This is a genomic window from Collinsella sp. AM44-11 (assembly GCF_003467145.1).
Classification (GTDB): domain Bacteria; phylum Actinomycetota; class Coriobacteriia; order Coriobacteriales; family Coriobacteriaceae; genus Collinsella.
Genome location: NZ_QSFE01000004.1, coordinates 81678 through 106869 on the forward strand (window position 1 = coordinate 81678; position 25192 = coordinate 106869).

General features: G+C 58.8%; 23 protein-coding genes, 5 tRNA genes and 1 pseudogene. 11 read left to right on the plus strand and 18 right to left on the minus strand.

What is annotated here, in order from left to right:
- Positions 1 to 24 precede the first annotated feature (24 nt).
- The 4 genes from DW943_RS03865 to DW943_RS03880 form a co-directional block, all read right to left on the minus strand.
- Positions 25 to 1221: an MFS transporter gene (locus DW943_RS03865; protein WP_117862236.1), complete on the minus strand. Its 1197-nt coding sequence runs from the start codon at positions 1219 to 1221 to the stop codon at positions 25 to 27.
- Between the two features lie 122 nt (positions 1222 to 1343).
- Positions 1344 to 3704, minus strand: a complete 2361-nt coding sequence (gene feoB, locus DW943_RS03870; protein WP_117862237.1) for a ferrous iron transport protein B — start codon at positions 3702 to 3704, stop codon at positions 1344 to 1346.
- Between the two features lie 121 nt (positions 3705 to 3825).
- Entirely contained in the window at positions 3826 to 4146 is a 321-nt protein-coding gene (locus DW943_RS03875; protein WP_117786142.1) for a hypothetical protein, read from the minus strand.
- 47 nt (positions 4147 to 4193) lie between these two features.
- Positions 4194 to 5093 carry an alpha/beta hydrolase gene (locus DW943_RS03880; RefSeq protein ID WP_117862238.1) on the minus strand — a complete coding sequence of 300 codons (900 nt, stop codon included), beginning with the start codon at positions 5091 to 5093 and terminating at the stop codon, positions 4194 to 4196.
- Between the two features lie 244 nt (positions 5094 to 5337).
- Here DW943_RS03880 and DW943_RS03885 point away from each other — a divergent pair, with 244 nt between their 5' ends.
- From DW943_RS03885 to DW943_RS03935, 11 genes are all read left to right on the plus strand, one after another.
- On the plus strand, positions 5338 to 5901 hold the full coding sequence (locus tag DW943_RS03885; RefSeq protein ID WP_233503166.1) for a PTS glucose transporter subunit IIA: 564 nt from the start codon (positions 5338 to 5340) through the stop codon (positions 5899 to 5901).
- 181 nt (positions 5902 to 6082) lie between these two features.
- Complete coding sequence (asnS, locus tag DW943_RS03890; protein WP_117862239.1) at positions 6083 to 7486, plus strand: asparagine--tRNA ligase; 1404 nt, start codon at positions 6083 to 6085, stop codon at positions 7484 to 7486.
- 248 nt (positions 7487 to 7734) lie between these two features.
- A complete protein-coding gene (locus DW943_RS03895) occupies positions 7735 to 8520 on the plus strand; it encodes a hypothetical protein (RefSeq protein ID WP_117862240.1) in 786 nt (261 codons plus the stop codon).
- A gap of 158 nt (positions 8521 to 8678) precedes the next feature.
- Entirely contained in the window at positions 8679 to 9659 is a 981-nt protein-coding gene (locus DW943_RS03900) for an ABC transporter substrate-binding protein (protein WP_117862241.1), read from the plus strand.
- 204 nt (positions 9660 to 9863) lie between these two features.
- Positions 9864 to 10787 carry an ABC transporter permease gene (locus DW943_RS03905; protein WP_117862242.1) on the plus strand — a complete coding sequence of 308 codons (924 nt, stop codon included), beginning with the start codon at positions 9864 to 9866 and terminating at the stop codon, positions 10785 to 10787.
- Positions 10780 to 11574, plus strand: coding sequence for an ABC transporter ATP-binding protein (locus DW943_RS03910; protein WP_022093887.1), 795 nt, complete (start codon positions 10780 to 10782; stop codon positions 11572 to 11574). Before DW943_RS03905 ends, DW943_RS03910 begins: the two co-directional genes overlap by 8 nt.
- Positions 11575 to 11721: 147 nt before the next feature.
- Positions 11722 to 12489 carry a mechanosensitive ion channel family protein gene (locus DW943_RS03915; protein ID WP_117862243.1) on the plus strand — a complete coding sequence of 256 codons (768 nt, stop codon included), beginning with the start codon at positions 11722 to 11724 and terminating at the stop codon, positions 12487 to 12489.
- 94 nt (positions 12490 to 12583) lie between these two features.
- Entirely contained in the window at positions 12584 to 14500 is a 1917-nt protein-coding gene (locus DW943_RS03920) for a BMP family ABC transporter substrate-binding protein (RefSeq protein WP_117862244.1), read from the plus strand.
- Positions 14497 to 15207 carry a metallophosphoesterase gene (locus tag DW943_RS03925; protein ID WP_117862245.1) on the plus strand — a complete coding sequence of 237 codons (711 nt, stop codon included), beginning with the start codon at positions 14497 to 14499 and terminating at the stop codon, positions 15205 to 15207. The genes DW943_RS03920 and DW943_RS03925 overlap by 4 nt, the downstream gene beginning before the upstream one ends.
- Positions 15208 to 15439: 232 nt before the next feature.
- Entirely contained in the window at positions 15440 to 16000 is a 561-nt protein-coding gene (locus DW943_RS03930; RefSeq protein ID WP_117583099.1) for an RNA polymerase sigma factor, read from the plus strand.
- The gene (locus tag DW943_RS03935) at positions 15981 to 17111 is read left to right on the plus strand and encodes a DUF4179 domain-containing protein (RefSeq protein ID WP_117635373.1); all 1131 of its coding nucleotides are present in this window, start codon (positions 15981 to 15983) and stop codon (positions 17109 to 17111) included. The genes DW943_RS03930 and DW943_RS03935 overlap by 20 nt, the downstream gene beginning before the upstream one ends.
- A gap of 351 nt (positions 17112 to 17462) precedes the next feature.
- On the opposite strand, the gene DW943_RS03940 is transcribed toward DW943_RS03935, so the two are convergent.
- From DW943_RS03940 to DW943_RS04005, 14 genes and pseudogenes are all read right to left on the minus strand, one after another.
- Positions 17463 to 18128, minus strand: coding sequence for an isocitrate/isopropylmalate family dehydrogenase (locus DW943_RS03940; RefSeq protein WP_226790685.1), 666 nt, complete (start codon positions 18126 to 18128; stop codon positions 17463 to 17465).
- Positions 18037 to 18756: pseudogene (locus tag DW943_RS03945) on the minus strand (hypothetical protein). The gene DW943_RS03940 and the pseudogene DW943_RS03945 overlap by 92 nt, the downstream one beginning before the upstream one ends.
- A gap of 312 nt (positions 18757 to 19068) precedes the next feature.
- Positions 19069 to 19776 carry a 50S ribosomal protein L1 gene (gene rplA, locus DW943_RS03950; RefSeq protein ID WP_089572518.1) on the minus strand — a complete coding sequence of 236 codons (708 nt, stop codon included), beginning with the start codon at positions 19774 to 19776 and terminating at the stop codon, positions 19069 to 19071.
- 117 nt (positions 19777 to 19893) lie between these two features.
- The gene (rplK, locus tag DW943_RS03955; RefSeq protein ID WP_022093893.1) at positions 19894 to 20322 is read right to left on the minus strand and encodes a 50S ribosomal protein L11; all 429 of its coding nucleotides are present in this window, start codon (positions 20320 to 20322) and stop codon (positions 19894 to 19896) included.
- A 120-nt stretch (positions 20323 to 20442) separates the two neighbouring features.
- A complete protein-coding gene (gene nusG, locus DW943_RS03960) occupies positions 20443 to 20979 on the minus strand; it encodes a transcription termination/antitermination protein NusG (RefSeq protein ID WP_006234984.1) in 537 nt (178 codons plus the stop codon).
- 3 nt (positions 20980 to 20982) lie between these two features.
- Entirely contained in the window at positions 20983 to 21321 is a 339-nt protein-coding gene (gene secE, locus DW943_RS03965; protein ID WP_117583102.1) for a preprotein translocase subunit SecE, read from the minus strand.
- 76 nt (positions 21322 to 21397) lie between these two features.
- Positions 21398 to 21473, minus strand: a tRNA-Trp gene (locus DW943_RS03970).
- Positions 21474 to 21486: 13 nt separating this feature from the next.
- Positions 21487 to 21636 carry a 50S ribosomal protein L33 gene (gene rpmG / locus DW943_RS03975; protein ID WP_022093895.1) on the minus strand — a complete coding sequence of 50 codons (150 nt, stop codon included), beginning with the start codon at positions 21634 to 21636 and terminating at the stop codon, positions 21487 to 21489.
- Between the two features lie 278 nt (positions 21637 to 21914).
- Positions 21915 to 23105: an elongation factor Tu gene (tuf, locus tag DW943_RS03980; protein ID WP_117563790.1), complete on the minus strand. Its 1191-nt coding sequence runs from the start codon at positions 23103 to 23105 to the stop codon at positions 21915 to 21917.
- A 96-nt stretch (positions 23106 to 23201) separates the two neighbouring features.
- A tRNA-Met gene (locus DW943_RS03985) sits at positions 23202 to 23278 on the minus strand.
- Positions 23279 to 23281: 3 nt separating this feature from the next.
- Positions 23282 to 23357: transfer RNA gene (locus DW943_RS03990), tRNA-Thr, on the minus strand.
- 10 nt (positions 23358 to 23367) lie between these two features.
- A tRNA-Tyr gene (locus DW943_RS03995) sits at positions 23368 to 23449 on the minus strand.
- 763 nt (positions 23450 to 24212) lie between these two features.
- Positions 24213 to 24287: transfer RNA gene (locus DW943_RS04000), tRNA-Thr, on the minus strand.
- A gap of 224 nt (positions 24288 to 24511) precedes the next feature.
- Complete coding sequence (locus DW943_RS04005; protein WP_055309418.1) at positions 24512 to 25189, minus strand: NYN domain-containing protein; 678 nt, start codon at positions 25187 to 25189, stop codon at positions 24512 to 24514.
- Between the last annotated feature and the right edge of the window lie 3 nt (positions 25190 to 25192).

The window sequence follows — 25192 nt, forward strand, 5'->3', positions numbered from 1 at the left end:
ACCGCAACTGATGAGGGAACGTGATTAGGCGACGGGCTTTGCGCGGCGTATGACCGGGAACAGCACCGTAATGGCGAGGATGACGCCCACGACGGTAATCGCCCCGCCCGCAAAGCCAATCCAAGCGATACCGGGACCCGAAACCACGGCGCCGCCGATTGCGGTGCCCGTGCCGATGCCGAGGTTAAACAGGCCCGAGAAGATCGACATGGCCACGGCCGACGAATCCGCCGGCGTGTACTTGATGAGCTCGGCCTGAAACGCCACGTTAAAGGCCGTGGAGCAGCAGCCCCATAGCGCGCAAACAGCGAGAACGGCGACGAGCGACGGTGCAACCGGACCCATGAGCAGCAGAGCCACCGGCACGCCGGAGAGTGTGATAGCCAAGAACGGAAAGCGATGCCCATCGAACAGTCGGCCGAACAGCCAGCTTCCGAGCAGACCGGAGCAGCCAAACGCCGTCAGCGTCATGGTAATAGCGCTTGCGTCGACGTGCGCGACCTGTGCCAGGAACGGCTCGATATAGCTGTAACCCGCATAATAGCCGGTCGCCATAAAGACCGTGACCGCATAAAGCGCGATGAGGAACGGGTTCTTGAGGAGCTCCGGCAGTTGCTTGACGGTAAAGCGCTCACCCGCCGGCATGGCCGGAAACACCGCGGCCTGGTACACCACCGCGGCGGCAGAAAGGGCACCGACCACGGCGAACGTCATGCGCCAACCCACGGCAAGGCCGATGGCGCGACCGATCGGCAGGCCAAAGATTTGTGCGACAGACGATCCCGTGGCGATCATGCTAATGGCGAGCGCCCCGTGGCGGGCGTCGACCAGGCGCGAGGCCATGATCGAGGCGACTGACCAGAACACGGCATGCGCGCAGGCGACCACCAGACGCGCGCAAACCAAAATGGGATATGTCGGTGCCACAGCGGACAGGAACTGGCCGAGCGAAAACACGGCCAAAACGCCCAGCAGCATCCGCTTGAACTCAAAACGCGAGGCAAACACCATAAGCGGCAGCGACAGCAGCATGACGCCCCAGGCATAGACCGAGATCATGATGCCTGCCTGGGCCTCGGTGAGCGAGAACGACGCGGCGATATCAGTCAGAAGGCCGATGGGCATGAACTCCGACGTGTTGAACACGAACGCGCAGCAGGCGAGCCCGATAAGCGGGAGCCACTGCTTGAGTGAGATGCCATCTTGTCTTGCCTGAGCCATGTAGAAACCTCTCCGATTGTCTTGAGCGGTGGGCGATTATATAGCAACGGCCCCGCATCCGTCAGTACAGATGCAGGGCCGCAATCAACTCAATACACAGAGGTTGCGCCGTCAATAAATAACTAAGCCAGCCCCAGCAATATGCCCGCCGAATGCACGACAAACGCCACGATCCAGGCGACCGTCACCTGAAACGCGAACACGGCAACGGCATAGCGCGCGCCCAGCTCGCTCTTGACGGCGCCGATGGACGCCACGCAGGGCGGGTACAGCAGCGTAAAGACCAGGAACACGTAGGCAGTAAACGGCGAAAACATGGTCGACAGCGCCGCGGGCGACGTCGCGCCCAAAAGCACCGTGAGGGTCGAGATGACGCTCTCCTTGGCGATAAGTCCGGTGACGAGCGCCGTGGATGCACGCCAATCGCCAAAGCCGAGCGGCGCCAGCACCGGAGCGATAATGCTACCCAGACCGGCAAGCAAACTCTGCGACTGATTGGCGACCACATTAAAGCGAATGTCGAACGTCTGAAGGAACCAGATGACCACCGTAGCGGCAAAGATAATGGTAAAAGCCTTGGTAATAAAGTCCTTGGCCTTATCCCATGCCAGCATCACCGTCGTCTTGACGCTCGGCAGGCGGTAATTGGGGAGCTCCATGATAAACGGCACCGGGTCGCCCTTAAATGCCGTGCGGTTGAGCACCAAAGCCGCTATGCATCCGACCGCAATGCCAATCAGATAGAGCGAGACCATGGCGGGAACTGTCGCCTGCGGGAAAAACGCCCCGCACAGCAGACCGTAGACCGGCAACTTGGCCGAACAGCTCATGAACGGCGTGAGCATGACCGTCATCTTGCGGTCGTGCTCGGATGGGAGCGTACGGGTCGACATGATAGCCGGCACGGTGCAGCCAAAACCGACGAGCATGGGCACAAAGCTGCGGCCCGACAGGCCAAAGCGACGCAATACCTTATCCATGACAAAGGCCACGCGCGCCATGTAGCCCGAGTCTTCCAGAATGGAGAGGAACAAGAAGAGCACGACGATGATCGGCAGGAAGGTCAGCACGCTGCCCACGCCCGTGAGAACACCGTCGACGGCCAGCGAGCGCACCACGTCGTTGGTGCCGAACGCCTTGAGACCCGCATCGGCCGAGGCGATGATGGCAGCGATGCCGTCCTCCATAAGTCCCTGCAACGCCGCGCCGATCACGCCAAACGTCAGCCAAAAGACGAGGCCCATGATCACCAGGAACGCCGGAATGGCCGTGTAACGACCTGTCAGGATGCGGTCAATCTTGACGGAGCGCACGTGCTCGCGGCTCTCGTGCGGCTTTACGACGCAGCGCCCGCACACGTCGCCGATAAAGCCGAAGCGCATGTCGGCCAGCGCAGATAGACGGTCGGTGCCGGCCTCGCCCTCCATCTGGGTAATGATGTGCTCGATGGCGTCAAGCTCGTTGCGATCCAGATGAAGTGCCTCGGTCACCAGCTCGTCGCCCTCAACCAGCTTGGTCGCCGCAAAACGCACGGGAATGTGCGCCGTCGCGGCATGGTCCTCGATCAGGTTGGCAATGCCGTGGATGCAGCGATGCAGTGCACCGCCGTCTGGACCATCGGGCGCACAGAAGTCCAGGCGACCGGGGCGCTCACGGAACCGCGCCACGTGCAAGGCATGATCCACCAGCTCGCCGATACCCTCGTTGCGGGCAGCGCTAATGGGGACAACGGGCACGCCCAACAGGCTCTCGAGCAGGTTGACGTCCACGGCGCCGCCGTTGGCCGTCACCTCGTCCATCATGTTGAGCGCGATGACCATGGGACGATCGAGCTCCATAAGCTGCAGCGTCAGGTACAGGTTACGCTCGATGTTGGTGGCGTCGATGATGTCGATGATGGCGTCGGGGTCTTCGTCCAAGATGAATTGGCGGCTGACGATTTCTTCGCCCGTGTACGGCGACAACGAGTAAATACCGGGCAAGTCGGTAACGCTCGCCTCGGGGTGGTTACGGATAGTGCCGTCCTTGCGGTCGACCGTCACGCCGGGAAAGTTACCGACATGCTGGTTGGAGCCCGTCAGCTGGTTGAATAACGTGGTCTTGCCGCAGTTTTGGTTGCCGGCGAGGGCAAAGTGCAGCGGCGCGCCCTCGGGCACGGCCGTCTTTGCCGCACGGGGCGAATACGTCCCCTCGCCCAGGGCCGGATGCTCCGTCGTGCCGATTGCGGCGTTAGCGCGCGGACCCGTATCGGTGTCGTGAATACCCACAAGCTCGATGCGAGCGGCATCGTCCTTGCGCAGTGTCAACTCGTAGCCACGCAGGCGGATCTCGAGCGGGTCGCCCATGGGGGCGTACTTCATCATGGTGACTTCGGTGCCCGGCGTTAGGCCCATGTCCAAAATATGCTGTCGGAGTGCCTGATCGTCCGATGCCACCGATGCGACAACGGCGTCCTTTCCAATCTCGAGTGTATCGAGCTTCACGCGCTCATCCTTTCGTTAGACGCGGTTAACCGTTTACCGGGGCTAACCAACTCGTAACGACAAATGATAGCGCTCTGAACTATTTTATAAAGTCAAATACCGATGTTTACCTGCGCAAACTTTATGCGGTGCGCCCCGAAAGCTCTTTGCGCATACCGCTCAGCGAGATCGAAATGGAACCCGACCGCGCGGTAGCAGTGAGTCGATCACCCTCAACCGACCCCGTGCATGTAAAGGGCGCCTTGCCCATCAAGACGTGGGAGATAGTACCCGAGAGCTCAAAGAAATCGCACTCAGCGCGGGCACCCGAGAGAGCGATATTGAGACCCCTGACGTTTAGTACTGCCCTGAGCGCGCCGTTCACCCCATGTGAAAACGTCACCTCGCCGCGCTTGCTCCCCACCGGCGTCTGGGCCAAAACCACATACGTACCCTCAAGCATGGCTCCTCCTCTAAGCAGACTTTTTGAAACGGGCAAGTAGTCTACTTTTACATATGGCGCTCCAGGAAACGGAAGGCCAGGCGGATCCAAGGACGGACTGCCACCTGCTTGTCCTCGTTGTCGACCGCGGTGTTGGCGTTGCCGAGCGAAAGGCCGTGACCGCCCTGGTCAAAGACGTGCATCTCGCAAGCGACGCCCTCCTCGGCCATGCGCTGCGCAAACGGATAGACCTGCGCGATCGGCGCCGTCTTGTCGTCGGACACGCCCCACACAAAGGTCGGCGGCATCTGACGCGAAACATGCGTGGTGGGGCAGATATCAGCCAAATGCTCGTCAGTTGCCTCGCCACCCGTCACCATCGACAGGTAGTCGTTGAGAAGATCGCGCCCCGTCTTGCCGCCCGTCTTGGGCACACGCAAGTCAATGCGCGGATCGCGCGTCTGCATGTCGCGCACATAGGCAAAGTCGAGCAATGGATAACCTAGCACCACGGCATCGGGACGAATGTCGTCCGCGCGCGCCCCTGCCAAGCCCGCGAAGGGACCAGTCTTCCATTGCGTTGCCAGCGAAGCGCAGATCATACCGCCCGCCGAGAATCCCACGACGCACACGCGCTTAGGATCGACATGCCACTCGTCGGCGTTGGCGCGCACCGTGGCGACCATCTTGGCAAGATCCGCCTGGGGGCGCGGAAAGCTCACGTCACCCGTAGAACTCGTGACATAGTTGAGCACAAAGGCCTGGTAACCGTGATCCAAAAACGCAAACGCCACGGGATCCTGCTCATGCGGAGCGATATGCGTAAACGCACCTCCGCCGCAGATAATCACGGCAGGGCGGCGACCATTCGGTTTATCGGGCAGCGGCTCGGCACCCAAATACGTAAACGTCGCCGGATATTCCTCGGTCGGCTCCTCGCCCCACAGCGCATGGTTCTCGACAATCATATGTGCTCCCTTCGCGCAAATTATGCGCCCTTGTTTTTCGCCTTCAAGCGTACCCCACTTGAACCCGTGACGCAGAAACACGCCAGCAATAAGTTTCCCTTCAACTGATATATCACATAATCCCAGCTCAGAGGTATCGCTGAGCAGCGTAGAATAGGGGGTGTTGACCAAGCCGCGAAACAGATATGAAACGTTTCCGGCAAACCAAACGCGCGATATGCGCCTATTTAAGTTGGAGGCAACTATGGGTCTGCTCGATTCGCTTAAGTCCACCTTCACCTCGACCGGCGAGGCGTCCGTTCCGCCCGCAGCGAGCTTCGCCACCCGCGAAGGCGTCATCTATGCCCCCGTCAACGGCGTGCTCGTCAACCTGGACGAAGTTCCCGACGAGACGATCGCCTCGGGCATGCTTGGCCAGGGCTATGGCATCGAGCCCATTACCGGCACCATCTATGCGCCCGCCAACGGCCGCATCGGTGCCACCACCGTCACCAACCACTCCATCGGCATGATTACCGAGGACGGTCTTCGCGTGTTCATCCATGTCGGCCTGGGCACCGTGGAAATGAACGGCAAGGGTTTTGCCCGCTTTGTCGAGATGGGTGACACGGTCAAGGCAGGCCAGCCGCTCATCAGCTTCGATCGCGAGGCCATCAAGGCCGCCGGCCACGAGGACATCGTGACCGTCATCATCTCCGAGCTCGATCGTCTTAAGAGCATCGACCATGTCGGCGAGTCCGGAACGCTTATCGGCGGCAACCCGCTCGTCAAGCTGGGCGACCCGCTGCTGGTAGCCAAGACCAAGTAGCCAGGCCCCGCGCCACACAGCCAAAAGGCATCTCGTCAAGCGCCCGCGACCATTTGGCCGCGGGCGCTTTTCGTTTGAAAAACCATCCCGTCAATGCCTTATCTGTATAGCCCAAATGAGCCGAGCTGCTAGAATATCGAACTGTATGGATAACTATCATTCAACCGTTATGGGAGGATACGTGAACCGCACCAAAATCGCGCAGCTTTACGCCGATGCCGAGTCGCTTGGCGGCCAGACCGTCACCGTCGCCGGCTGGGTCAAGTCCATCCGCGACATGAAGAACTTTGGCTTTGTTACGCTCAACGACGGCAGCTGCTTCCGCGACCTGCAGGTCGTCATGAACCGCGAGGCACTCGACAACTACGACGAGATCGCCCATCAAAACGTCTCGGCCGCACTCATTTGCACCGGCACCGTCAAGCTGACCCCCGATGCGCCCCAACCTTTCGAGCTTTCTGCCACCTCCATCGAGGTCGAGGGCGTCAGCGCCCCGGATTACCCGCTGCAGAAGAAGCGCGCAACCGTCGAGTTCCTGCGCACCCAGCAGCACCTGCGCCCGCGCACTAACCTGTTCCGCGCCGTGTTCCGCATCCGCTCTGTCGCGGCTGCCGCCATCCACCGCTTCTTCCAGGAGCAAGGCTTTGTCTACGTCAACACCCCCATCATCACCACGAGCGACTGCGAGGGTGCCGGCGAGATGTTCCGCGTGACCACGCTTGACCCCAAAAACCCGCCCCTCACCGAGTCCGGCGAGGTCGACTGGAGCCAGGACTTCTTTGGCAAGCACGCGAGCCTTACCGTGTCCGGCCAGCTCAATGCCGAGAACTTTGCCATGGCCTTTGGCGACGTGTACACCTTTGGCCCCACCTTCCGCGCCGAAAACTCCAACACCACGCGCCACGCCGCCGAGTTTTGGATGATCGAGCCCGAGATGGCCTTTGCCGACCTGAACGACTACATGGATAACGCCGAGGCCATGCTCAAGTACGTCCTTAAGGACGTTATGGCCACCTGCCCCGACGAGCTCAACATGCTCAACAAGTTTGTGGACAAGGGCCTGATCGAGCGCCTGGACCATGTGGCAAACTCCGACTTTGCCCGCGTTACCTACACCGAGGCCGTCGAAATCCTGGAGCAGGCCGTCGCCGCCGGTCACAAGTTTGACTACCCCGTGAGCTGGGGCATCGACCTGCAGACCGAGCACGAGCGCTTCCTGACCGAGGAGCACTTTAAGCGCCCGACCTTCGTGACCGACTACCCGGCCGAGATCAAGGCCTTCTACATGCGCATGAACGAGGACGGCAAGACCGTCGCCGCCGCCGACTGCCTGGTTCCCGGTATCGGCGAGATTATCGGCGGCTCCCAGCGCGAGGAGCGCCTGGATCTGCTCGAGGCCCGCATCAAGGACCTGGGCATGAATCCCGAGCAGTACAAGTACTACCTTGACCTGCGCCGCTACGGTTCCTGCAAGCACGCCGGCTACGGTCTGGGCTTCGAGCGCTTGGTCATGTATCTGACCGGCGTGGGCAACATTCGCGACGTCCTGCCGCACCCGCGCACCGTGGGCAACGCCGACTTCTAATCGCCACAGCGCCACCAAACGCGTTCCAGCGCATCACGCCAGCGCCTCTCGGCAAGCCGAGGGGCGCTTTTTTCAACAGCATCCGTCAAGCTTTTGGCAAGTTTTTGGTCAGTTGGGCAGGGCTGTTGAAAACTCGACCCGCCGCTTGCCGACGGCTACCGACCGCCCAGGGCGTCCTGCACCCCGGGAAAGCCCCGCGTCCTAGGCTCCATACCGTCGCCACCCAAAACGGAAAGGACGTGGGCGCCATGACCGAAACCGCTGTTGAAACTTACGAGACCACGACGAGGGGCGCCGCCTCGATGGCAGCCTATCGCGCCGTTCGCATCCTGCAACTATTAAGCGAAAACACCGGTGAGGACAAGGCCATGCTTTCCGATGAGTTGATCCGGCGCCTCGCCCATCCCGACGACCCCGCCCGCATGCCCATCTCGGCGGCGCGGCGCAGCATCTACACCGCCATCTCCGCACTTCGCCATGCCGGATACGAAATTGAGTACAAGCGCGGCGTGGGGTATCGGCTCTTGACCCGTCCGCTCACCGACGAAGAGATCATCCGACTCCACGGCATGGTCATGCGCAACCGCTCTACGCCCATCGCCATTCGAAAAAGCATGGCGCAGCACCTGGTCACCATGGCGAGTGCCGACGTTCGCGGCTACCTCGATGCACCCGAGCCTGCTCCAAGCGCAGGCGGCAAATCCACCAAGGCCACACGCACGCCCGTCAAGCGCATCGATGCCTGCGAGCTCATCGAGCAGGCCATCGACCACGGAACCACGGTGAGTTTTGATATTTCGAGTGTCACGGCACGCGGAGAGGTCGAAGTGGCACGGATGACACTCCGTCCCTTTGCCATCAAGCAACGAGACGGCATCTCGTATTTGCTGGGAACGGTCTATGACGCGCGAGGCGCCGATGACACGTTGCGTACCGTAGAGATCGGCCGAATGAGAAACGTCACCACACGTCTCCTCGACGGCAAGAAGCTCTTCGCCGCCCTGGACGAGGACGATGCCTCCTCCGCCGCATAAGACCCTCCGCCGCCCATTAGACTACCCGTACCGCCCATCCGATTCTGTATTAAAAAACCCGCCAGGCTGTTGTAAAAATGGACATCAGCGCTACTATAGTTCCACTTGCACTTTGTCCCAGTGCAGTGTTTCCAGCCATTTTTTACTGGGGGTATGATATGAAGGACATCACCATCAGCCGCAGGAGCCTTCTTGTCTCCGCTGGCCTGCTCGCGCTCGCCCCGCTCGCCGGATGCGGCGGCAACTCTGGTTCCGGCTCCGCTGCCGCCGGTTCCGACTACACCATCGGTGTTCTGCAGCTCACCGAGCACTCCGCGCTCGATGCCGCCAACGACGGCTTCGTCAAGGCCATCAAGAAGAGCGGTCTCAAGGTCAAGATCGACCAGAAGAACGCCCAGAACGACCAGTCCACGTGTAAGTCCATTGCCGACAAGTTCGTAGGCGACGGCGTCAACCTGATCTATGCCATCGCTACGCCCGCCGCGCAGGCTGCCGCCGGCGCCACCGCTGATATCCCCATCGTTGGCTGCGCCATCACCGACTACGCCGCTTCCGGCCTGGTCCAGGACAACGACAAGCCCGGCACCAACGTCACGGGCGCTTCCGACCTCACCCCGGTCGCCGAGCAGCTCGAGATGATGCAGAAGGTCCTGCCCAACGTTAAAAAGGTCGGCCTGCTCTACTGCACCGCCGAGTCCAACTCCGACGTCCAGATCAAGGCCGCCAAGAAGGAACTCGACAAGCTGGGTCTCGAGTACACTGACTTCACCGTCTCGAGCTCCAACGAGATTCAGTCCGTCGTCGAGTCTGCCGTGGGCAAGGTCGACGCGCTGTACTCCCCCACCGACAACACCATCGCCGCGGGTGCCTCGCAGGTCGGCCAGATCTGCAAGGAGAACAAGCTCCCCTTCGTGACTGGCGAGGAGGGCATGTGCAAGGCCGGCGGTCTGTTCACCCTCTCCATCAACTATGAGGACCTGGGCTACGCTGCAGGCGAGATGGCCGTCAAGATCTTGAAGGGCGAGGCCAAGCCCGAGGATATGCCGATCAAGCACCTCTCGAGCAAGGACCTGGTCGTCGTCAAAAACGACGAGATGGCCGAGGCTCTGGGTATCGACCTTTCCGCTCTGGACGAATAGCACCATGCGCGGTGACGCGTCTAGGGCCCGCACGCGCGCCACAGCTGCGTTATTCAATATCTGAGTCATTGGGGCGAACGCTAAAGACCGGCGTTCGCCCTGCTTGTTTCAGGTAAAACAAAACGTCTGTCCATCGCTCTTTTATGCAGTGGTACCGCTATTATGGAAAATCACGTGTCCACCCTATCCTAGGAGGTATGAAGCATGCTCATTGCATTGCAGGGCGCCGTTTCGCAGGGCGTCCTCTGGGGCATCATGGTGCTCGGCGTGTTTATCACGTTCCGCCTGCTCGACATCCCCGATATGACCTGCGACGGCAGCTTTGCCCTCGGCGGCTGTGTTTGCGCCGTGCTCATCGTCAACAATAACGTCGACCCCTTGCTCGCCGTGCTGGCCGGCATGTGCGCCGGTGCCATTGCCGGCGCCGTCACGGGCATCTTGACCACCGTCTTTGAGATTCCCGCAATCCTCGCCGGAATCCTTACGCAGATCAGTCTGTGGTCCATCAACCTGCGCATCATGGGCAAATCCAACACGCCCATCCTTGCCAAGGGCACCATCTTCTCATCCGTCAGCCACATGACGGGCCTGCCGCAGTCCACCGTTGCCATCATCCTGGGCATTGTGCTGGCCGTGGCCATCGTTGCCATCCTGTACTGGTTCTTTGGAACCGAGATCGGCTCGGCGCTGCGTGCCACCGGCAACAACGAGTACATGATCCGCGCCCTGGGCGTTAACACCAACACCACCAAGATGATTGCCCTCGTGCTCTCCAACGCCCTTATCGGCCTTTCGGGTGCGCTCATCTGCCAGAGCCAGAAGTACGCTGACATTGGCATGGGCACCGGTGCCATCGTTATCGGTCTTGCCGCCATTGTTATCGGCGAGGTACTCGGCCGCCTGCTGCCCGGCGGTCTCACGCAGTTCAGTGTCCGTCTTGCCTCTGCCGTCTTTGGCTCCGTGGTGTACTTCCTCATTCGCGCCATCGTGCTGCAACTGGGCATGGACGCCAACGACATGAAGCTGCTCTCCGCCGTGATCGTTGCCGTGGCCCTGTGCGTGCCCGTGGTTTGGGAGCGCTACAAGCTCCGCAGCTCCTACACGAAGGGGGATGAGGCAGATGCTTAAGCTCTCGCACGTCAAAAAGACCTTTAACAAGGGCACCGTCACCGAGAAGCGCGCACTCACCGGCGTCGACCTCACCCTGAATGATGGCGACTTTGTAACCGTGATTGGCGGCAACGGCGCCGGCAAGTCCACGCTGCTCAACATGATCGCCGGCGTATATCCGCTCGATTCGGGTGTTATTGAGCTCGACGGCACCGACATCTCGCGTCTGAGCGAATCGCAGCGCGCCAAGTACCTGGGCCGCGTGTTCCAGGACCCCATGCGCGGCACCGCAGCCGACATGCAGATTGCCGAGAATCTAGCCCTCGCCAAGCGCCGCGGCCAGCGTCGCGGTCTTTCGTGGGGCGTCACCAAGGCCGAGAAGGACGAGTACGTTGAGCTGCTCAAACGCCTGGACCTTGGCCTGGACACACGCCTCAACGCCAAGGTCGGTCTGCTCTCGGGCGGCCAGCGCCAGGCACTCACCCTGCTGATGGCCACGCTCACCAAGCCGCGCCTGCTGCTGCTCGACGAGCACACCGCCGCACTCGACCCCAAGACGGCTTCTAAGGTGCTCAATCTGACCGAGGAGATTGTCGACGAGAACCACCTGACCACGCTCATGGTCACGCACAACATGAACGACGCCATCCGTCTGGGCAATCGCCTGATCATGATGCACGAAGGCCACGTGATCTACGACGTGGCCGGCGATGAGAAGAAGTCGCTCACCGTCGCCGACCTGCTCCAGAAGTTCGAGGAGGTCTCGGGCGGCGAGCTCGCCAACGACCGCATGCTGCTGAGCTAACGACCTAGAAAACCACCACAAAGGGGACAGGCACCTTTGTGGTGGTTTTCGTTAACCCTTATATCGAGCGCAGAAGCCCGTCCAATGTGATCGGACGGGCTTTTTGGTGGGTATCATGGTTGGACGATCATTAGGAGGTTTCCCTACATGGAATTGTTTGAGCCAATTCTTCATTTCTTTGCACAACGATGGGTCCACAACATCATCTGGGCAGGTATCTTGGCTATCGGCACCGCCGTTGCCGCCAAGGTCGCGTCCAAGACCCTGCGCCACCTGCTTAACCGCGACGATAACCCACTCCCTTCATCCAGCATCTTCATCAACATCGCGCGCGCCGTCATATGGACGATCGGCGGCAGTTTTATCCTCGACAACTGCTTTGGCGTTAACGCAAACGCCCTCGTCGCCGCTCTTGGCGTCGGCGGCATCGCCATCTCGCTCGGCTTTCAGGACACGCTTTCAAACCTCATCGGCGGCATGCAGGTGACGTTTATGGGCATTATCAAACCCGGCGACAATATCGAGGTCGGCGGCGTGTCGGGCGTGGTCCAAGATATCACCTGGCGCCATACGACCATCGAAGATGCCTGCGGGCAGACCATCATCATCCCCAACTCCAACATCTCCAAGAACACACTCGTGCATTTGATGCCCTTTGGGCGCGTGGCCGTCCCCGTCGCGGTCAAGGACACGTCCAAGTGGGCTTCACTGGACGCGCTGGCAGATGAGCTCACCAACGCCACCAAGGCCGCTGTGCTTCCCATCTCGGGCTTTGACAAGGAGCCGTACGTGCTCTTTAGCGAGATCGGCGACTTTGGCGTCAAGGGCAAAATCATCTTTATCGTCAGCGACGATAGCACCACCTTCACGGCAGCCGACGCCTGCATCCGCGCCATCGCCCCCATCATCGCCTAAAACCACCACAAAGGGGACAGGCACCTTTGTGGTGTTTTCGCATCGTGGTACCATGGTTCATATCGTTGTTTAAACGACTAAGGGAGTAGATACCATGGAAGAGGCCTATCGTCAAGCACGCAAGCGCGGCGAGCAGGGACGCCGTCGCGCCATCAGCCAAAGCGAGCACCCGTACCTTACGGACCTCGATAGCCTCGTTGCCCAGCTCCCCTTAGGTCAGCGAGAGAGCGTCGGCCTAAGGGACATTCCGCTCGAAATGGTCGTCGGCACGGTTACCAAGGGCCGTCAGTCAGCCTTTTCGTGCAACTTTATGCCCCTGTTGCCATTTAGCACCGAGTTCGCCCGCAAGTGGTCCAACCTCTATGACATCCAGGTGACCGAGGGCTATCGCGACCCCATCATCGTCACCGAGTTCATGCATCGGTTCTACGTCCAGGAGGGCAACAAGCGCGTCAGCGTCCTCAAATTCCTGGACGCCCCGACGGTTTCGGCCAAGGTCACCCGCCTCTACCCCGGCACATGGGATTCCGTCGAAAGTCGCCTGTACGGCGAGTTCTGCGCGTTTTGGCGCGTCTGCCCCCTATACGAGATTGAGTTCTCGCGCGAGGGAAGCTATGAGACGCTCGCCAAGATGCTCGGCCAGGACCTTGTCGAAAAGTGGCCACAGAAAAAGGTCGACTACCTGCGCCATACCTTCCTACTCTTTAAACGAGCCTACCTGCGCGCCGGCGGCGACCATCTGGACATTACGCCCGCCGACGCTATGCTCGTCTACCTCAACGTGTACAACCAAGACCGCCTGCTGGATACGCCGACTGATATCGTCGTAAACCGCCTGTGCAAGATTTGGCGCGAGCTGGTCATTGCCGGCAAAAATGACGAGGACAAGGTCGATCTTGTCGAAGCGCCGAGCGTCGATGAGGAAGAGGCACCCGCCAAGTCCACCTCCGGCGTGCTCAACTTCTTTATGGGCAAGACTGTCTACTCCACTGCCAATCCCATGCGAATCGCCTTTATCCACGAGTTTCCCTGTGCCACGTCGAGCTGGGACAGCCTACACGACCAGGGCCGCCGGTATCTTGATGAGCACTTTGGCGGTATTGTGCGCACCGAGGCGTTTGAGGACTGCCACGATCCGGACGTGTTCTACGCCGCCGTGGAAACGGCTGTCAAACATGGAGACAACGTCATCTTCTCGACCTCGCATCGCCTGATGGAATACACGCTCAGGGCTGCCGTTGAGTATCCCCAGGTTCGGTTCCTCAACTGCTCTATCGGCCTTCCCCACCAAAGCGTGCGCTCGTATTTTGGAAAGATGTACGAGGCAAAGTTTCTGCTGGGCGCCCTTGCGGCCAGCATGGCGGACAACCATCGCATTGGCTACCACGCGTCCGTCTTTGCGTCGGGCGCGCTTAGCGAGATCAACGCCTTTGCAATTGGCGCCTCGCTGCTCGACCCCCGCGCGCAAATTATCCTGACCTGGGGCGATGTGCCCGCCGGCGGTCTTGCCGAGGCCATGTGCCGCGAAGGTGTGAGCGTCATGACCGGCGCTGACATGTCCAAGTCGCTGGAGGACCCCACGGCCTACGGACTTCACCGCCTGGTCGATGGCAAGGTCGTCGGCATCGCCATGCCGGTATGGAACTGGGGCCGATACTACGAGCTTATCGTGCGAAGCCTGCTGCATGGCACCTGGGATGAGACCAGTGACGACAGCCAGGTTCGCGCCGTCAACTACTGGTATGGTATGAGCTCGGGCGTCATCGACATTCGCTACGCTCCGGGCCTGCCCTATCAGACGCGCAAGCTTGTTCAGCTGCTCCGCAATGGCATCGTCGAGGGCTCCATCAATCCATTTGGCGGCGAGCTCCACAGCCAGGACGGCGTGGTTCAGATTGAGGGCTTCCCTCCCCTGCCGAGTACGCAGATTGTCGAGATGAACTGGCTGGCTGACAACGTTATAGGCTCGATTCCGCAGCTCGATAACGAGCCGGAGGTCCGTGCCCTATGAATATCCTAGCCATTGCCGATGTAGAGGAGCGCTGCCTGTGGGAATGTTTTCGCAAGGAGCGCTTTGAGGACGTTGACCTGATTCTATCCGCAGGCGACCTGGATCCGGACTATCTTGAGTTTTTGGTCACTGTCATCAACAAACCGCTTGTGTACGTTCGTGGCAACCACGACGACCGCTACGCGCGCCATGCACCGGGCGGGTGCATTTGTGTTGAGGACAGCGTATATGTGTACCGAGGTATTCGCATTGCGGGTCTGGGCGGTTCCATGCGCTACCGCGACGGCGCGAACATGTATACCGAGCGCGAGATGGCAAAACGCATGCGCAAGCTATCGCGAAAAATCGCACTGGTAGACGGATGCGATATTCTACTTACCCATGCACCCGTCGCAGGCATGGGCGACCTGGACGACCTGCCGCATCGAGGATTCGAGTGCTTTAATGCGGCTCTTGAGTCTTGGGGTCCCGACTATATGATTCACGGGCATGTGCACCAAAGCTACGGCCCCAACTTTCAACGCGAGCGCCAACACCCATGCGGAACGAAGATTGTCAACGCCTGCGGCTATACCAAGATCGAAATTGACGAGGCGCGCTACCCCACGCGCGGTTGGAAGGCCGCTTGGCTCAACTCGCAAACTATGCGCCGCGAGCTCAAGCGTCACGAGGCCATCGAGTCCTCAGCCGCCAGAACACCCTGGTAACTGCCAACAACCACCACGAAGGGGATAGGCACCTTTATGGTGGTTTTGCTGACTCGTCCGACCTGTCCATCACGGTGCTTGTGTAATTAACGAGAACACTCATTGTTTTGTAAGGACGGCGCTCACGTGCCGTCTTTTTTTGTCAACTTATGCAGTCTCGACCGTGTTGTATGTAGAGGGACCTCGCGAGACGCCTTCCCTATATCCACCACGACCAATTGGAGGTGACACTATGCCTGCACGCCGTAACCGCAATAGCACGCTCCGATGCGATGCCGATCAGATCGAGCGGGAAGCAAAGCGCTTGGTCGACACGTATTCCGACCTCATCCTTCGATTGTGCTATTCGGCCCTTGGATCCGCTGACGACGCTCAAGACATCTGCCAGGACACGCTGATCAAGATTCTCCAACGCACTCAACCGTTCGACTCGCTCGAACACGAACGTGCTTGGGTGATCCGAGTCGCACTGAACGCATGTCGCGATATCGGCCGTACGCACGCGAATCACCCGGTTGTCGACCTCGATTCGCTCCCCGATTTCTGCGCACCCGTAACACATACCGAGCAAGAATTCGCGCAACGCGACTGCGCCATTCTTTCCGCTGTCACGGCCCTGCCTCAAGCACAGCGCATCGCCATCTTTTTGCACTACTACGCAGGCATGAGCATCAGGGAAATCGCAGACGCCGTTCACGCGACGCCAGCTGCAACCGCCCAGCACCTTAGCCGCGGACGTGCGTCACTTCGGCTTTCCTTGAAAGGAGACCACAATGACTACGAATTCGAATGACTATCGCCACGCCCTGGAGCACATTTCGTTTACCGATAATGCGAAGCAGCACATGGCAAACTCGATTGCTCAGTCCGTCGCCTCAAGCGATGCGGCGACCGCTCAAAGCAACTTTAATGGCACGCGACGCAAGCCGCGCATCGCCCGCCATCCCGTAAGAACAGTCGCTCGCATTGCCGCTGTAACGGCAGTCCTCGCTATCGTCATTGGAGGCGCTGGCACGGCTATGGCAACAGGCGTCCTGCCGCTTCCTTCTGACATGCTTTCCGACATCTTTGACGGACCTGCTTCTCAAACCGAGATCATCGACCGTATTGGCCGGCCCGTCGGTGCTAGCTGCTCCAACAACGGAGTCACCGTGACTGCCGACGCCATCATGGGCGACAAGGATATGGTTACCATCGCCTATACGCTTACGTTCGACGATCCCGCTGCCCTGAAAAAGCTTTCCGAGCCGGGCGAGAACGGAACTATCGCCGGAAGTGTCGATGGAAACGTATACGTTGATGGCGAGCATGGCGGCCAAGGCCAATCATGGCTCATTGACAAGAACCCCAATGACTCCAGCATTCAATACTTTGCACAGTTCAGCGTTGAATCACCCGGCCTTATGGGCAGGACCGTCCGCACGCATATCAACTCTCTCGTTGTGCCACGTGCTGGCAAAGAGCTTCCCGAGTATAAGAAAATACTTACGGGCCCATGGGATCTTAAGTTCCAGCTGAATTACGAAGATACATCCGTTACGATTCCCGCGCCCAAATCGGTCAACTTTAACGGCACCAAGGCGACGATTCAAGAGGCCACCGTATCCTGCGTTGGCGTTTCAGTCCGCTACAACATAGATCGTTCCATCGAACACGACAACAACAGCGGCAAGATGTCTCAAAACATGGAGGAGTCTATGGATGCCGTTGGCAACATACCCCTCATCGTGACGTTCAAAGACGGTCATGTTGAGGACGCAACCAGCCACAGCGGCTATTTCGCAAATAAACTGGATAACGGCACCACTGATGTCCACAAGACCTGGCCGTTCTCGCAAGTTTGTGACACAGACAAGATTGCAAGCGTACAAATTGGCGATACGGTCATTCCCATGAATTCGTAACGCTACGCGGCTCGTATATGCACCCGGTTCCGCACTTCGCGTCTAAAGATGCGCTGTCATCGAGCAGCGTGAGCGCAAGGCCGCCCGTATGGTCGGCTGGGAACACCTCGTTGCGCTAAAAACCACCACGAAGGGGACCGGCACCTTTGTGGTGGTTTTGCTGACTCGTCCGACCTGTCCCAACGGTTTGTCTCAATCTGTAACAGGTAGGGCCCAAATAATCGGTTAGCTGTTACAGATCGAGACAGACCACGGATGCTCAGCCGAAAATCTCAATCTGTAACAGGTAGGAACGATTTTGCCCCTTAGATGTTACAGATTGAGATATTTGACAGCTTGAATCGGCATCGCCTACAGCGCGGCGACGACCTTGTCGCCCATCGTCGTGGTGCCGAGGATCTTATCTGCCGGGGTGTTGACATCGGCGATGTCACGGGTGCGCCAGCCCTCGTCGAGCACGCGCGCCACGGCGCTCTCGATCCACGCGGCTTGCTCGCCCATGTCGAGCGCGTAGGTCAGCAGCATCGCCACCGACAAGATTTGAGCCAGCGGATTGGCCACGCCGAGCCCCGCGATGTCAGGAGCGCTGCCAGCGCTCGGCCCAAACAGCGATACGCCATCATCCAGCGAGGCAGAGGCAAGCATACCGAGCGATCCGGTAATCTGAGCCGCCTCATCGGACAGGATGTCGCCGAACATGTTCTCCGTCACCACGACGTCAAAGTCTGCCGGTCGACTGATGAGCTGCATGGCGGCGTTGTCGACGAGCAGGTCCTCAAGCTCCACGTCGGAGTACTCCTCGTCTTGCACGCGATGCACGATCTCGCGCCACATGCGGCTCGTCTCCAGCACGTTGCGCTTATCAACGCTCGTCACCTTGCCGCGACGTTTGCGCGCCGCCTCAAATGCCTGGCGCGCAATGCGCTCAATCTCGTACTCGCGATACTCCATCACGTCGACCGCACGCTGACCGGCCGCACCCGCAGCGCCCGCGCAGGTCACGGATGCGGGCGCCAAAGTCCCACGGCATGTTGTAGCCCATCGTATCGGGGATGTTCACGACCGTGGCACCGGCCTTTACGGCCGCCTCGATAATGCGCACCAGAAACTCCTGATCGGAGCGGCCGGCATCCTCGGCATAAAACTCAACATCGTCAACGAACTTGCGAGCATGTTTGACGGCATGGATCGCTCACTCAATTGCCCTTTCCTCAGTCATATGGAGCTTGTCGCGCAGGTGACTGGTGCTCAAACCCAGCCCTGTATGGATACGGGGCCTCTGGGCCGTTTTGAGCGCCTCTGCAGCCACTTCGATATCCCTGTCGACAGCGCGCGTCAGGCCGCATACCGTGCATCGGTCGCCCGCAATCTTGCCAATCTCCTGTACGGAGCGAAAGTCACCAGGACTCGAGATGGGAAAGCCCGCCTCGATAACGTCCACGTTCATGCGCACCAGCTGGCGGGCGATGAAGAGCTTTTCCTCGGTATTCATGCTGGCGCCCGGCGACTGCTCACCGTCGCACAGGGTGGCGTCAAAGATTGTGATTTTGCGGCTTATATGTTCCTCCTGATTGACCGTTTTATGACAGATGGCTTTCAGGAGAGAGAGAAGGCCTAGAGATAGAAAAATACCCGTGTCGCTCATCACGCCTGAAAGCGGCAGACGATAGCGCACCCGGGTACAACAAATCGTTATAGCGAGATTACAACCCTAGCGCGCTATCCAATCTAGTAGCGCTAGGCCTAGGAGCTGTTGCGTGTTCTTAAACATGTTGGGCTCCCTTCGGCCTCGGGTAGTACTACATCGCGCTAAAGTACAACACAAGTAAAACCACCACAAGGGTGCCTGTCCCCTTCGTGGTGGTTTCGTTGACTCAAAAGCAAGAGACCCGGTCCTGCACGAGGCAGAACCGGGTCTCTTTAGCAATGCTTGCTTTGCTCAGGCAGTAACTGTTAGTTACTCAGCCAGGAAGTCGCGCTGGATAGCGGGATCGACCTTGACGCCAGGGCCCATGGTGGAAGACACGGAGATGGACTTGACGTACTTGCCCTTAGCAGAAGAGGGCTTGACGCGCAGGATCTCGGTGTACAGGGCAGCGTAGTTCTCGACGAGCTGCTGCTCAGAGAAGGACTTCTTGCCCAGGGGCACGTGGCAGATGCCGTAGCGATCGGCACGATACTCAACGCGGCCGGCCTTGAGCTCGGAGACCATCTTGGCGACGTCCATGGTCACGGTGCCGAGCTTGGGGTTCGGCATGAGGCCACGGGGACCAAGGATCTTACCGATGCGGCCAACCTTGGCCATCATGTTCGGCGTAGCGATAGCGGCGTCGAAGTTGATCTCGCCCTTCTGAATCTGGGCGACGAGCTCGTCGGAACCGATGATGTCGGCGCCGGCAGCCTCGGCCTCGCGGGCCTTCTCGCCCTCGGCGAAGACGGCAACACGAACGGTCTTGCCGGTGCCGTGGGGCAGGGAGATGGAACCACGGATGTTCTGGTCAGCCTTACGAGTATCGATGCCCAGACGGAAGTGAGCCTCGACGGTCTCGTCGAACTTGGCGGTGTCGAGCTCCTTGATGAGCTTGGCAGCCTGAAGGGGGGTGTAGAGCGTGGCGCGGTCGATCTTCTCGGCAGCGGCGTTATAGCTCTTACCATGCTTAGCCATGTGCATTACCTCCTGTGGTTAAACGGGCGTGAGCCCTCCCACATCGTATCGTGTGCCCTATTGCACACATATAACGGGCGCCCCGGTCGGAGCACCCGTCATTACCTAAAGAAATCGCTACTCAGCGATGGTGACGCCCATGGAACGGGCGGTACCGGCGATGATCTTCTTGGCGGCGTCAATGTCGTTGGCATTGAGGTCCGGCATCTTGATCTCGGCGATCTTGGTAAGCTGCTCCTGGGAGAGCTGACCAACCTTGTCGGCCTGGGGCTTAGCAGAACCAGACTTGAGGTTCAGCTCCTTCTTGATGAGGTGAGCCGCCGGCGGGGTCTTGGTGATGAAGGAGAAGGACTTATCCTCGTAGACAGAGATCTCAACGGGGATGATGTCACCCTTCTTGTCCTGCGTCTCGGCGTTAAAGGCCTGGCAGAACTGCATGATGTTCACGCCAGCAGCGCCCAGGGCGGGGCCGACGGGAGGAGCGGGGTTAGCTGCACCAGCAGGAATCTGGAGCTTAATGACGTTGGCAACCTTCTTCTCAGCCATGGTCATTCCTTTCGAATCACGAGTGTGAAGTACTTGCTATATCGTAAGCACGCACGTGTTAGAAGCACTTCTGAGATGAGCAGTCACAGAAGAAGCACGCTCGCGCGAACGGACGAAAACTTAAGCGATGACAGCGACCTGGTTAAAGTCGAGCTCAACCGGCGTCTCGCGGCCAAAGATCATCAGCGTGACCTTGAGCTTGCCAGCCTCGGTGTTAACCTCGGAGACCTTGCCATCAAAGTCGGTAAGCGGACCATCGGTGACGCGGACGGACGTGCCGACCTGAATATCAACCGAGGTGCGCTTGGGCGAATCGCCCTTACCAGGACGACGAGTCATCTTGTTGTACTCGTCGCGGGAAAGCGGAGCGGGCTTGCCGTTGCCGCCCAAGAAACCGGTGACGCCAGGCGTGTTACGAACGCACGTCCAAGCATCGTCATCCATCTCCATGCGGACCAGGACATAACCCGGGAAGATCTTGGAATCCTTGGTCTCGCGCTTGCCACCCTCTTTAATCTCGGTGACGCGCTCCATAGGAATCTCGATATCAAAGATACGGTCCTGCATGCCCATAGTCTCGATGCGATGCTCGAGATCGGACTTAACGCGGTTCTCGTATCCAGAGTAAGTGTGAACGACGTACCAACGCTTAGACATGGTTTAGCCCCTCAATCCAGAGAACAGAGCAAGAGCCTCGCCAAAGCCAGCATCGAGCAGAGCGATGACGACGCCGACGACGATCAGAGAAGCGCAAACGACGACCGAGTAGTTCACGAGCTCCTTCTTATCGGGCCACGTGACACGCTTCATCTCGGACTTGACCGAGGCGAAATACTTCTTGGTGCGGGCGAAGAAACCAGGCTTCTCGTTCTTCTTGGACTTCGCAGCCTTCTCGTTCTTCTTGGCAACGGCCTTTTTGGCCTCAACCTTGGAGTTGGCGGCAGCGTTGTTGGCAGGTGCCGGCTGCTGAGCCTTCTTCTTGTTCTTCTTGTTGGCCATTTGGGTTACCTCCGCGCAATGCGCTTATACATGAGTAAACCGTAAGCCCCCAATTGGGAGCTTACGGAATAATGACTGGCACGCCAGGAAGGACTCGAACCCTCAACACTCGGTTTTGGAGACCGATGCTCTACCAATTGAACTACTGGCGTATGTGACTAGAGACTAGCGAGTCTCTTTGTGCAGCGTGTGGTGACGGCACCAGGGGCAATACTTCTTGATCTCCATACGATCAGGCATGGTCGACTTGTTCTTGGTGGTCGTATAGTTGCGGCGCTTGCACTCAGTGCACGCAAGAGTAACTAGAGTACGCATGTATCCTGAACCTTTCATTTCCGCCCCGTACGGGCACGAATTGGTACTTTATCAGCTCTATGTAAGTGCTGTCAATGAAAACCTCGAATCAATTGGTTCTCGGTGGATCCATTCATATTTGGAACACATCAATGAAGCCAACGAGAGCTAATCGACGGTGCGCCAGAACCATTGTCGATCCTCTCGACACCAGCAACGGCTCAATATCCATTGCAGAAAAGAACCCGGCACCCATATAAGTGCCGGGTTCTCTAAGTCAGCTATATCAAAGAGCTAATTTACTCAATGATCGTGGAGACGATGCCCGAACCGACGGTGTGGCCACCCTCGCGGATAGCGAAGCGCAGGCCCTCCTCCATGGCGATCGGGTGGATGAGGTCGCCCTCGATGGTGATGTGGTCACCAGGCATAGCCATCTCGGTGCCCTCGGGGAGCTTGACCGTACCGGTAACGTCGGTGGTACGGAAGTAGAACTGAGGACGATAACCATCGAAGAACGGGGTGTGACGGCCGCCCTCCTCCTTGGTCAGAACGTAGATCTCGCCGGTGAACTTGGTGTGCGGGGTAACCGAACCGGGCTTGCAGAGAACCTGGCCGCGCTCGATGTCCTCGCGCTTGATGCCGCGGAGCAGCAGACCGACGTTGTCGCCAGCCTCGCAGAAGTCCATGGACTTACGGAACATCTCGATACCGGTAACGACGGTGTTCTGGGTATCCTTGATGCCGACGATCTCGACGGGCTCGTTGAGCTTGAGCTCACCGCGCTCGACACGGCCGGTAGCAACAGTACCACGGCCGGAGATGGTCATAACGTCCTCAACGGCCATCAGGAACGGGAGGTCGTTGTTACGAGCAGGCGTCGGGATGTACTCGTCGACGGCGTTCATGAGCTCGCGGATAGCGTCCATCCACTTGGCGTCGCCCTCGAGAGCGCCCAGAGCGGAACCACGGATGACGGGGATGTCGTCGCCGGGGAAATCGTACTCGGAGAGGAGCTCACGGGTCTCCATCTCGACGAGGTCGATGAGCTCGTCATCGTCAACCATGTCGCACTTGTTCAGGAAGACGACGATGTAAGGAACGCCGACCTGACGGGCGAGCAGGATGTGCTCGCGGGTCTGAGCCATGGGGCCGTCGGTAGCGGCGATGACCAGGATAGCGCCGTCCATCTGAGCAGCACCGGAAATCATGTTCTTGACATAGTCAGCGTGGCCCGGGCAGTCAACGTGAGCGTAGTGACGGGCAGCAGTCTCGTACTCGACGTGGGAGACGGAGATCGTAATGCCGCGCTCGCGCTCCTCGGGAGCCTTGTCGATGTTCTCGAACGCAGTGAAGTCAGCCTTGCAGCCCTCGGTCTCGGAGAGAACCTTGGTGATGGCGGCGGTCAGCGTGGTCTTGCCGTGGTCGACGTGACCAATGGTGCCGATGTTAACATGCGGCTTAGTGCGCTCAAACTTCTCTTTGGCCATAAAGCCCTCCTCTAAACAGGTCGTCCCCGGACGGGACTTTGCCTTTATACCATAGTGGCCTCTCAACATACTATTGAGAAGCCACCGTGTTACCTATGGTAGCGGTGACTGGATTCGAACCAGTGACGCCACGGGTATGAACCGTGTGCTCTAACCAACTGAGCTACACCGCCGGATGGAGCCTGCAACCAGACTTGAACTGGTGACCTCTTCGTTACCAACGAAGTGCTCTACCGACTGAGCTATACAGGCACTTGACGGGTGGGAGCTATAGGATTCGAACCTATGTAGGCAGAGCCAACGGGTTTACAGCCCGTCCCCATTAACCACTCGGGCAAACTCCCAATCGTTCAAGTATCCGCAGGTTCTTTGGTCTTTTGGACCGCCGCCCCCGCGAACGAAAAAGATAATACGATGCAACCTTGGGGGCTGTCAACGAAAACCTCTAGATACACGGTTCCGGGCGTATCTATATAGCCGTGACCTGCGGTTTTGTTGAGTTTGGATGTGAAGGACAGTGGTTTTGGATACAGAGGTGACATTTCCCAAGGTAACACTTTGGCGTAGTGGAGTACACCTTCAGGATCGAACTTCGATAACAGCCTATTTGCACCTATATATAGGTCGAGATCGGGATTCCGCGGCAGATTCGAGCGTGGATTATCTCCCGTTTGAAATCGAGCGTGGATAATCTCCCACTTTTGGCGTGTCTCCAAGGCCAAAGTGGCAGATTTTCCGCGCTCGTTCGTCCGATAATCCACGCCCAAGGTGAACGGCTGGGTTCGCTCCCGCCTTTGTCTCGATCTGTAACATTTAGAGAACATTTTCTCCCCTATCTGTTACAGATTGAGATACCACGCAGCGACCCCGGCTTACGTCTCATTCTGTAACAGTAAGAACGGTTTTCAGCCTCTTCGTGTTACAGATCGAGATGTTATCGGCCGTCCCTTGGCAATGTCTCGATCTGTAACTATAAGGAGGGTTTTCAGCCCGCCCGTGTTATAGATCGAGACAAACCTGAAGCTTGGTGGGAGTCAAACCCGCTGACATGTCAACATAAATAGAAACGGGCCCTGTCCCAATTGGAGACAGGGCCCGAAACTCTCATGGAGCCAGTGACAGGAATCGAACCTGCAACCCACTGATTACAAATCAGTTGCGCTACCGTTGCGCCACACTGGCACACTTGGCGCTTTCGCGCGAAGCCAGTTAAGAATAAAGGAATTGCGGACGAGGCGCAACAGGCCCTTCACCCGACCACATCTCAAAACCCTTCGTCAGAACGAATAGTTTTATCCGTTCGCCAAGACAAAAAGCTATTCGTTTTGGCGACGGCAAGTCCACAATCCAATAACTACAAGCCAGTGAATTGACCAGCCGAGTAGCTGGTCTCTACAGATACTCCCCTACCGTCCACGGAGGGCCTTAAGCTTGGCCAGGGCATCGGGGCTCAGGCGACTGCCCAGAGTCATCTTGATCTGCGGGGCTTCCTCTGCCTCGTGAACGTCGTTATCGATCTGCTTGATCTCGTCCACCAGCATGCGGCTCGAGATGCGCGTAACGCCCTTGCCCATGACGACGGCCTGAATCGTACCGTCGCTCGATACCACGGAGCACGCGCGGCCTTCCTCGCGTGCCTCGATGCAGAGCTTTTGCACCACGGTATCGGCAGAGACGCCCGTCGGCGAGAACTCGATGCGCACGCCGCGGGCCGGTAGGTTGGGGCGCTCGTTGGAGATGTTGCCCGCGCCGTCGAACACGATCACGGCCTCGTAACGGCCCTGGGCAAACGCCGCAACATCGTTGATGAGCGCGGTGCGCGCCATATCGTGGACGTCGCTGGAATATGGATCGTCGGAATGGTCGTAGACGAGCTTTTCGTAGCGCGGCGTGCAGTGGATCACGTTGTAACCGTCGACCACCAGCAGCTCGGGCTTGTTGGAGTGCACCGTCGAGACTGGGTCGGCGATAGCCTGCGCAAACGCATTGCCGCCCACGCCGTAGGTCGCGGCCGAAACAATCGGCTTGGCCGAGCCCTCGCCAAAGCGCTTGGCCTTGGACTTGGCGCGGTTCTTCTTGGACATGCG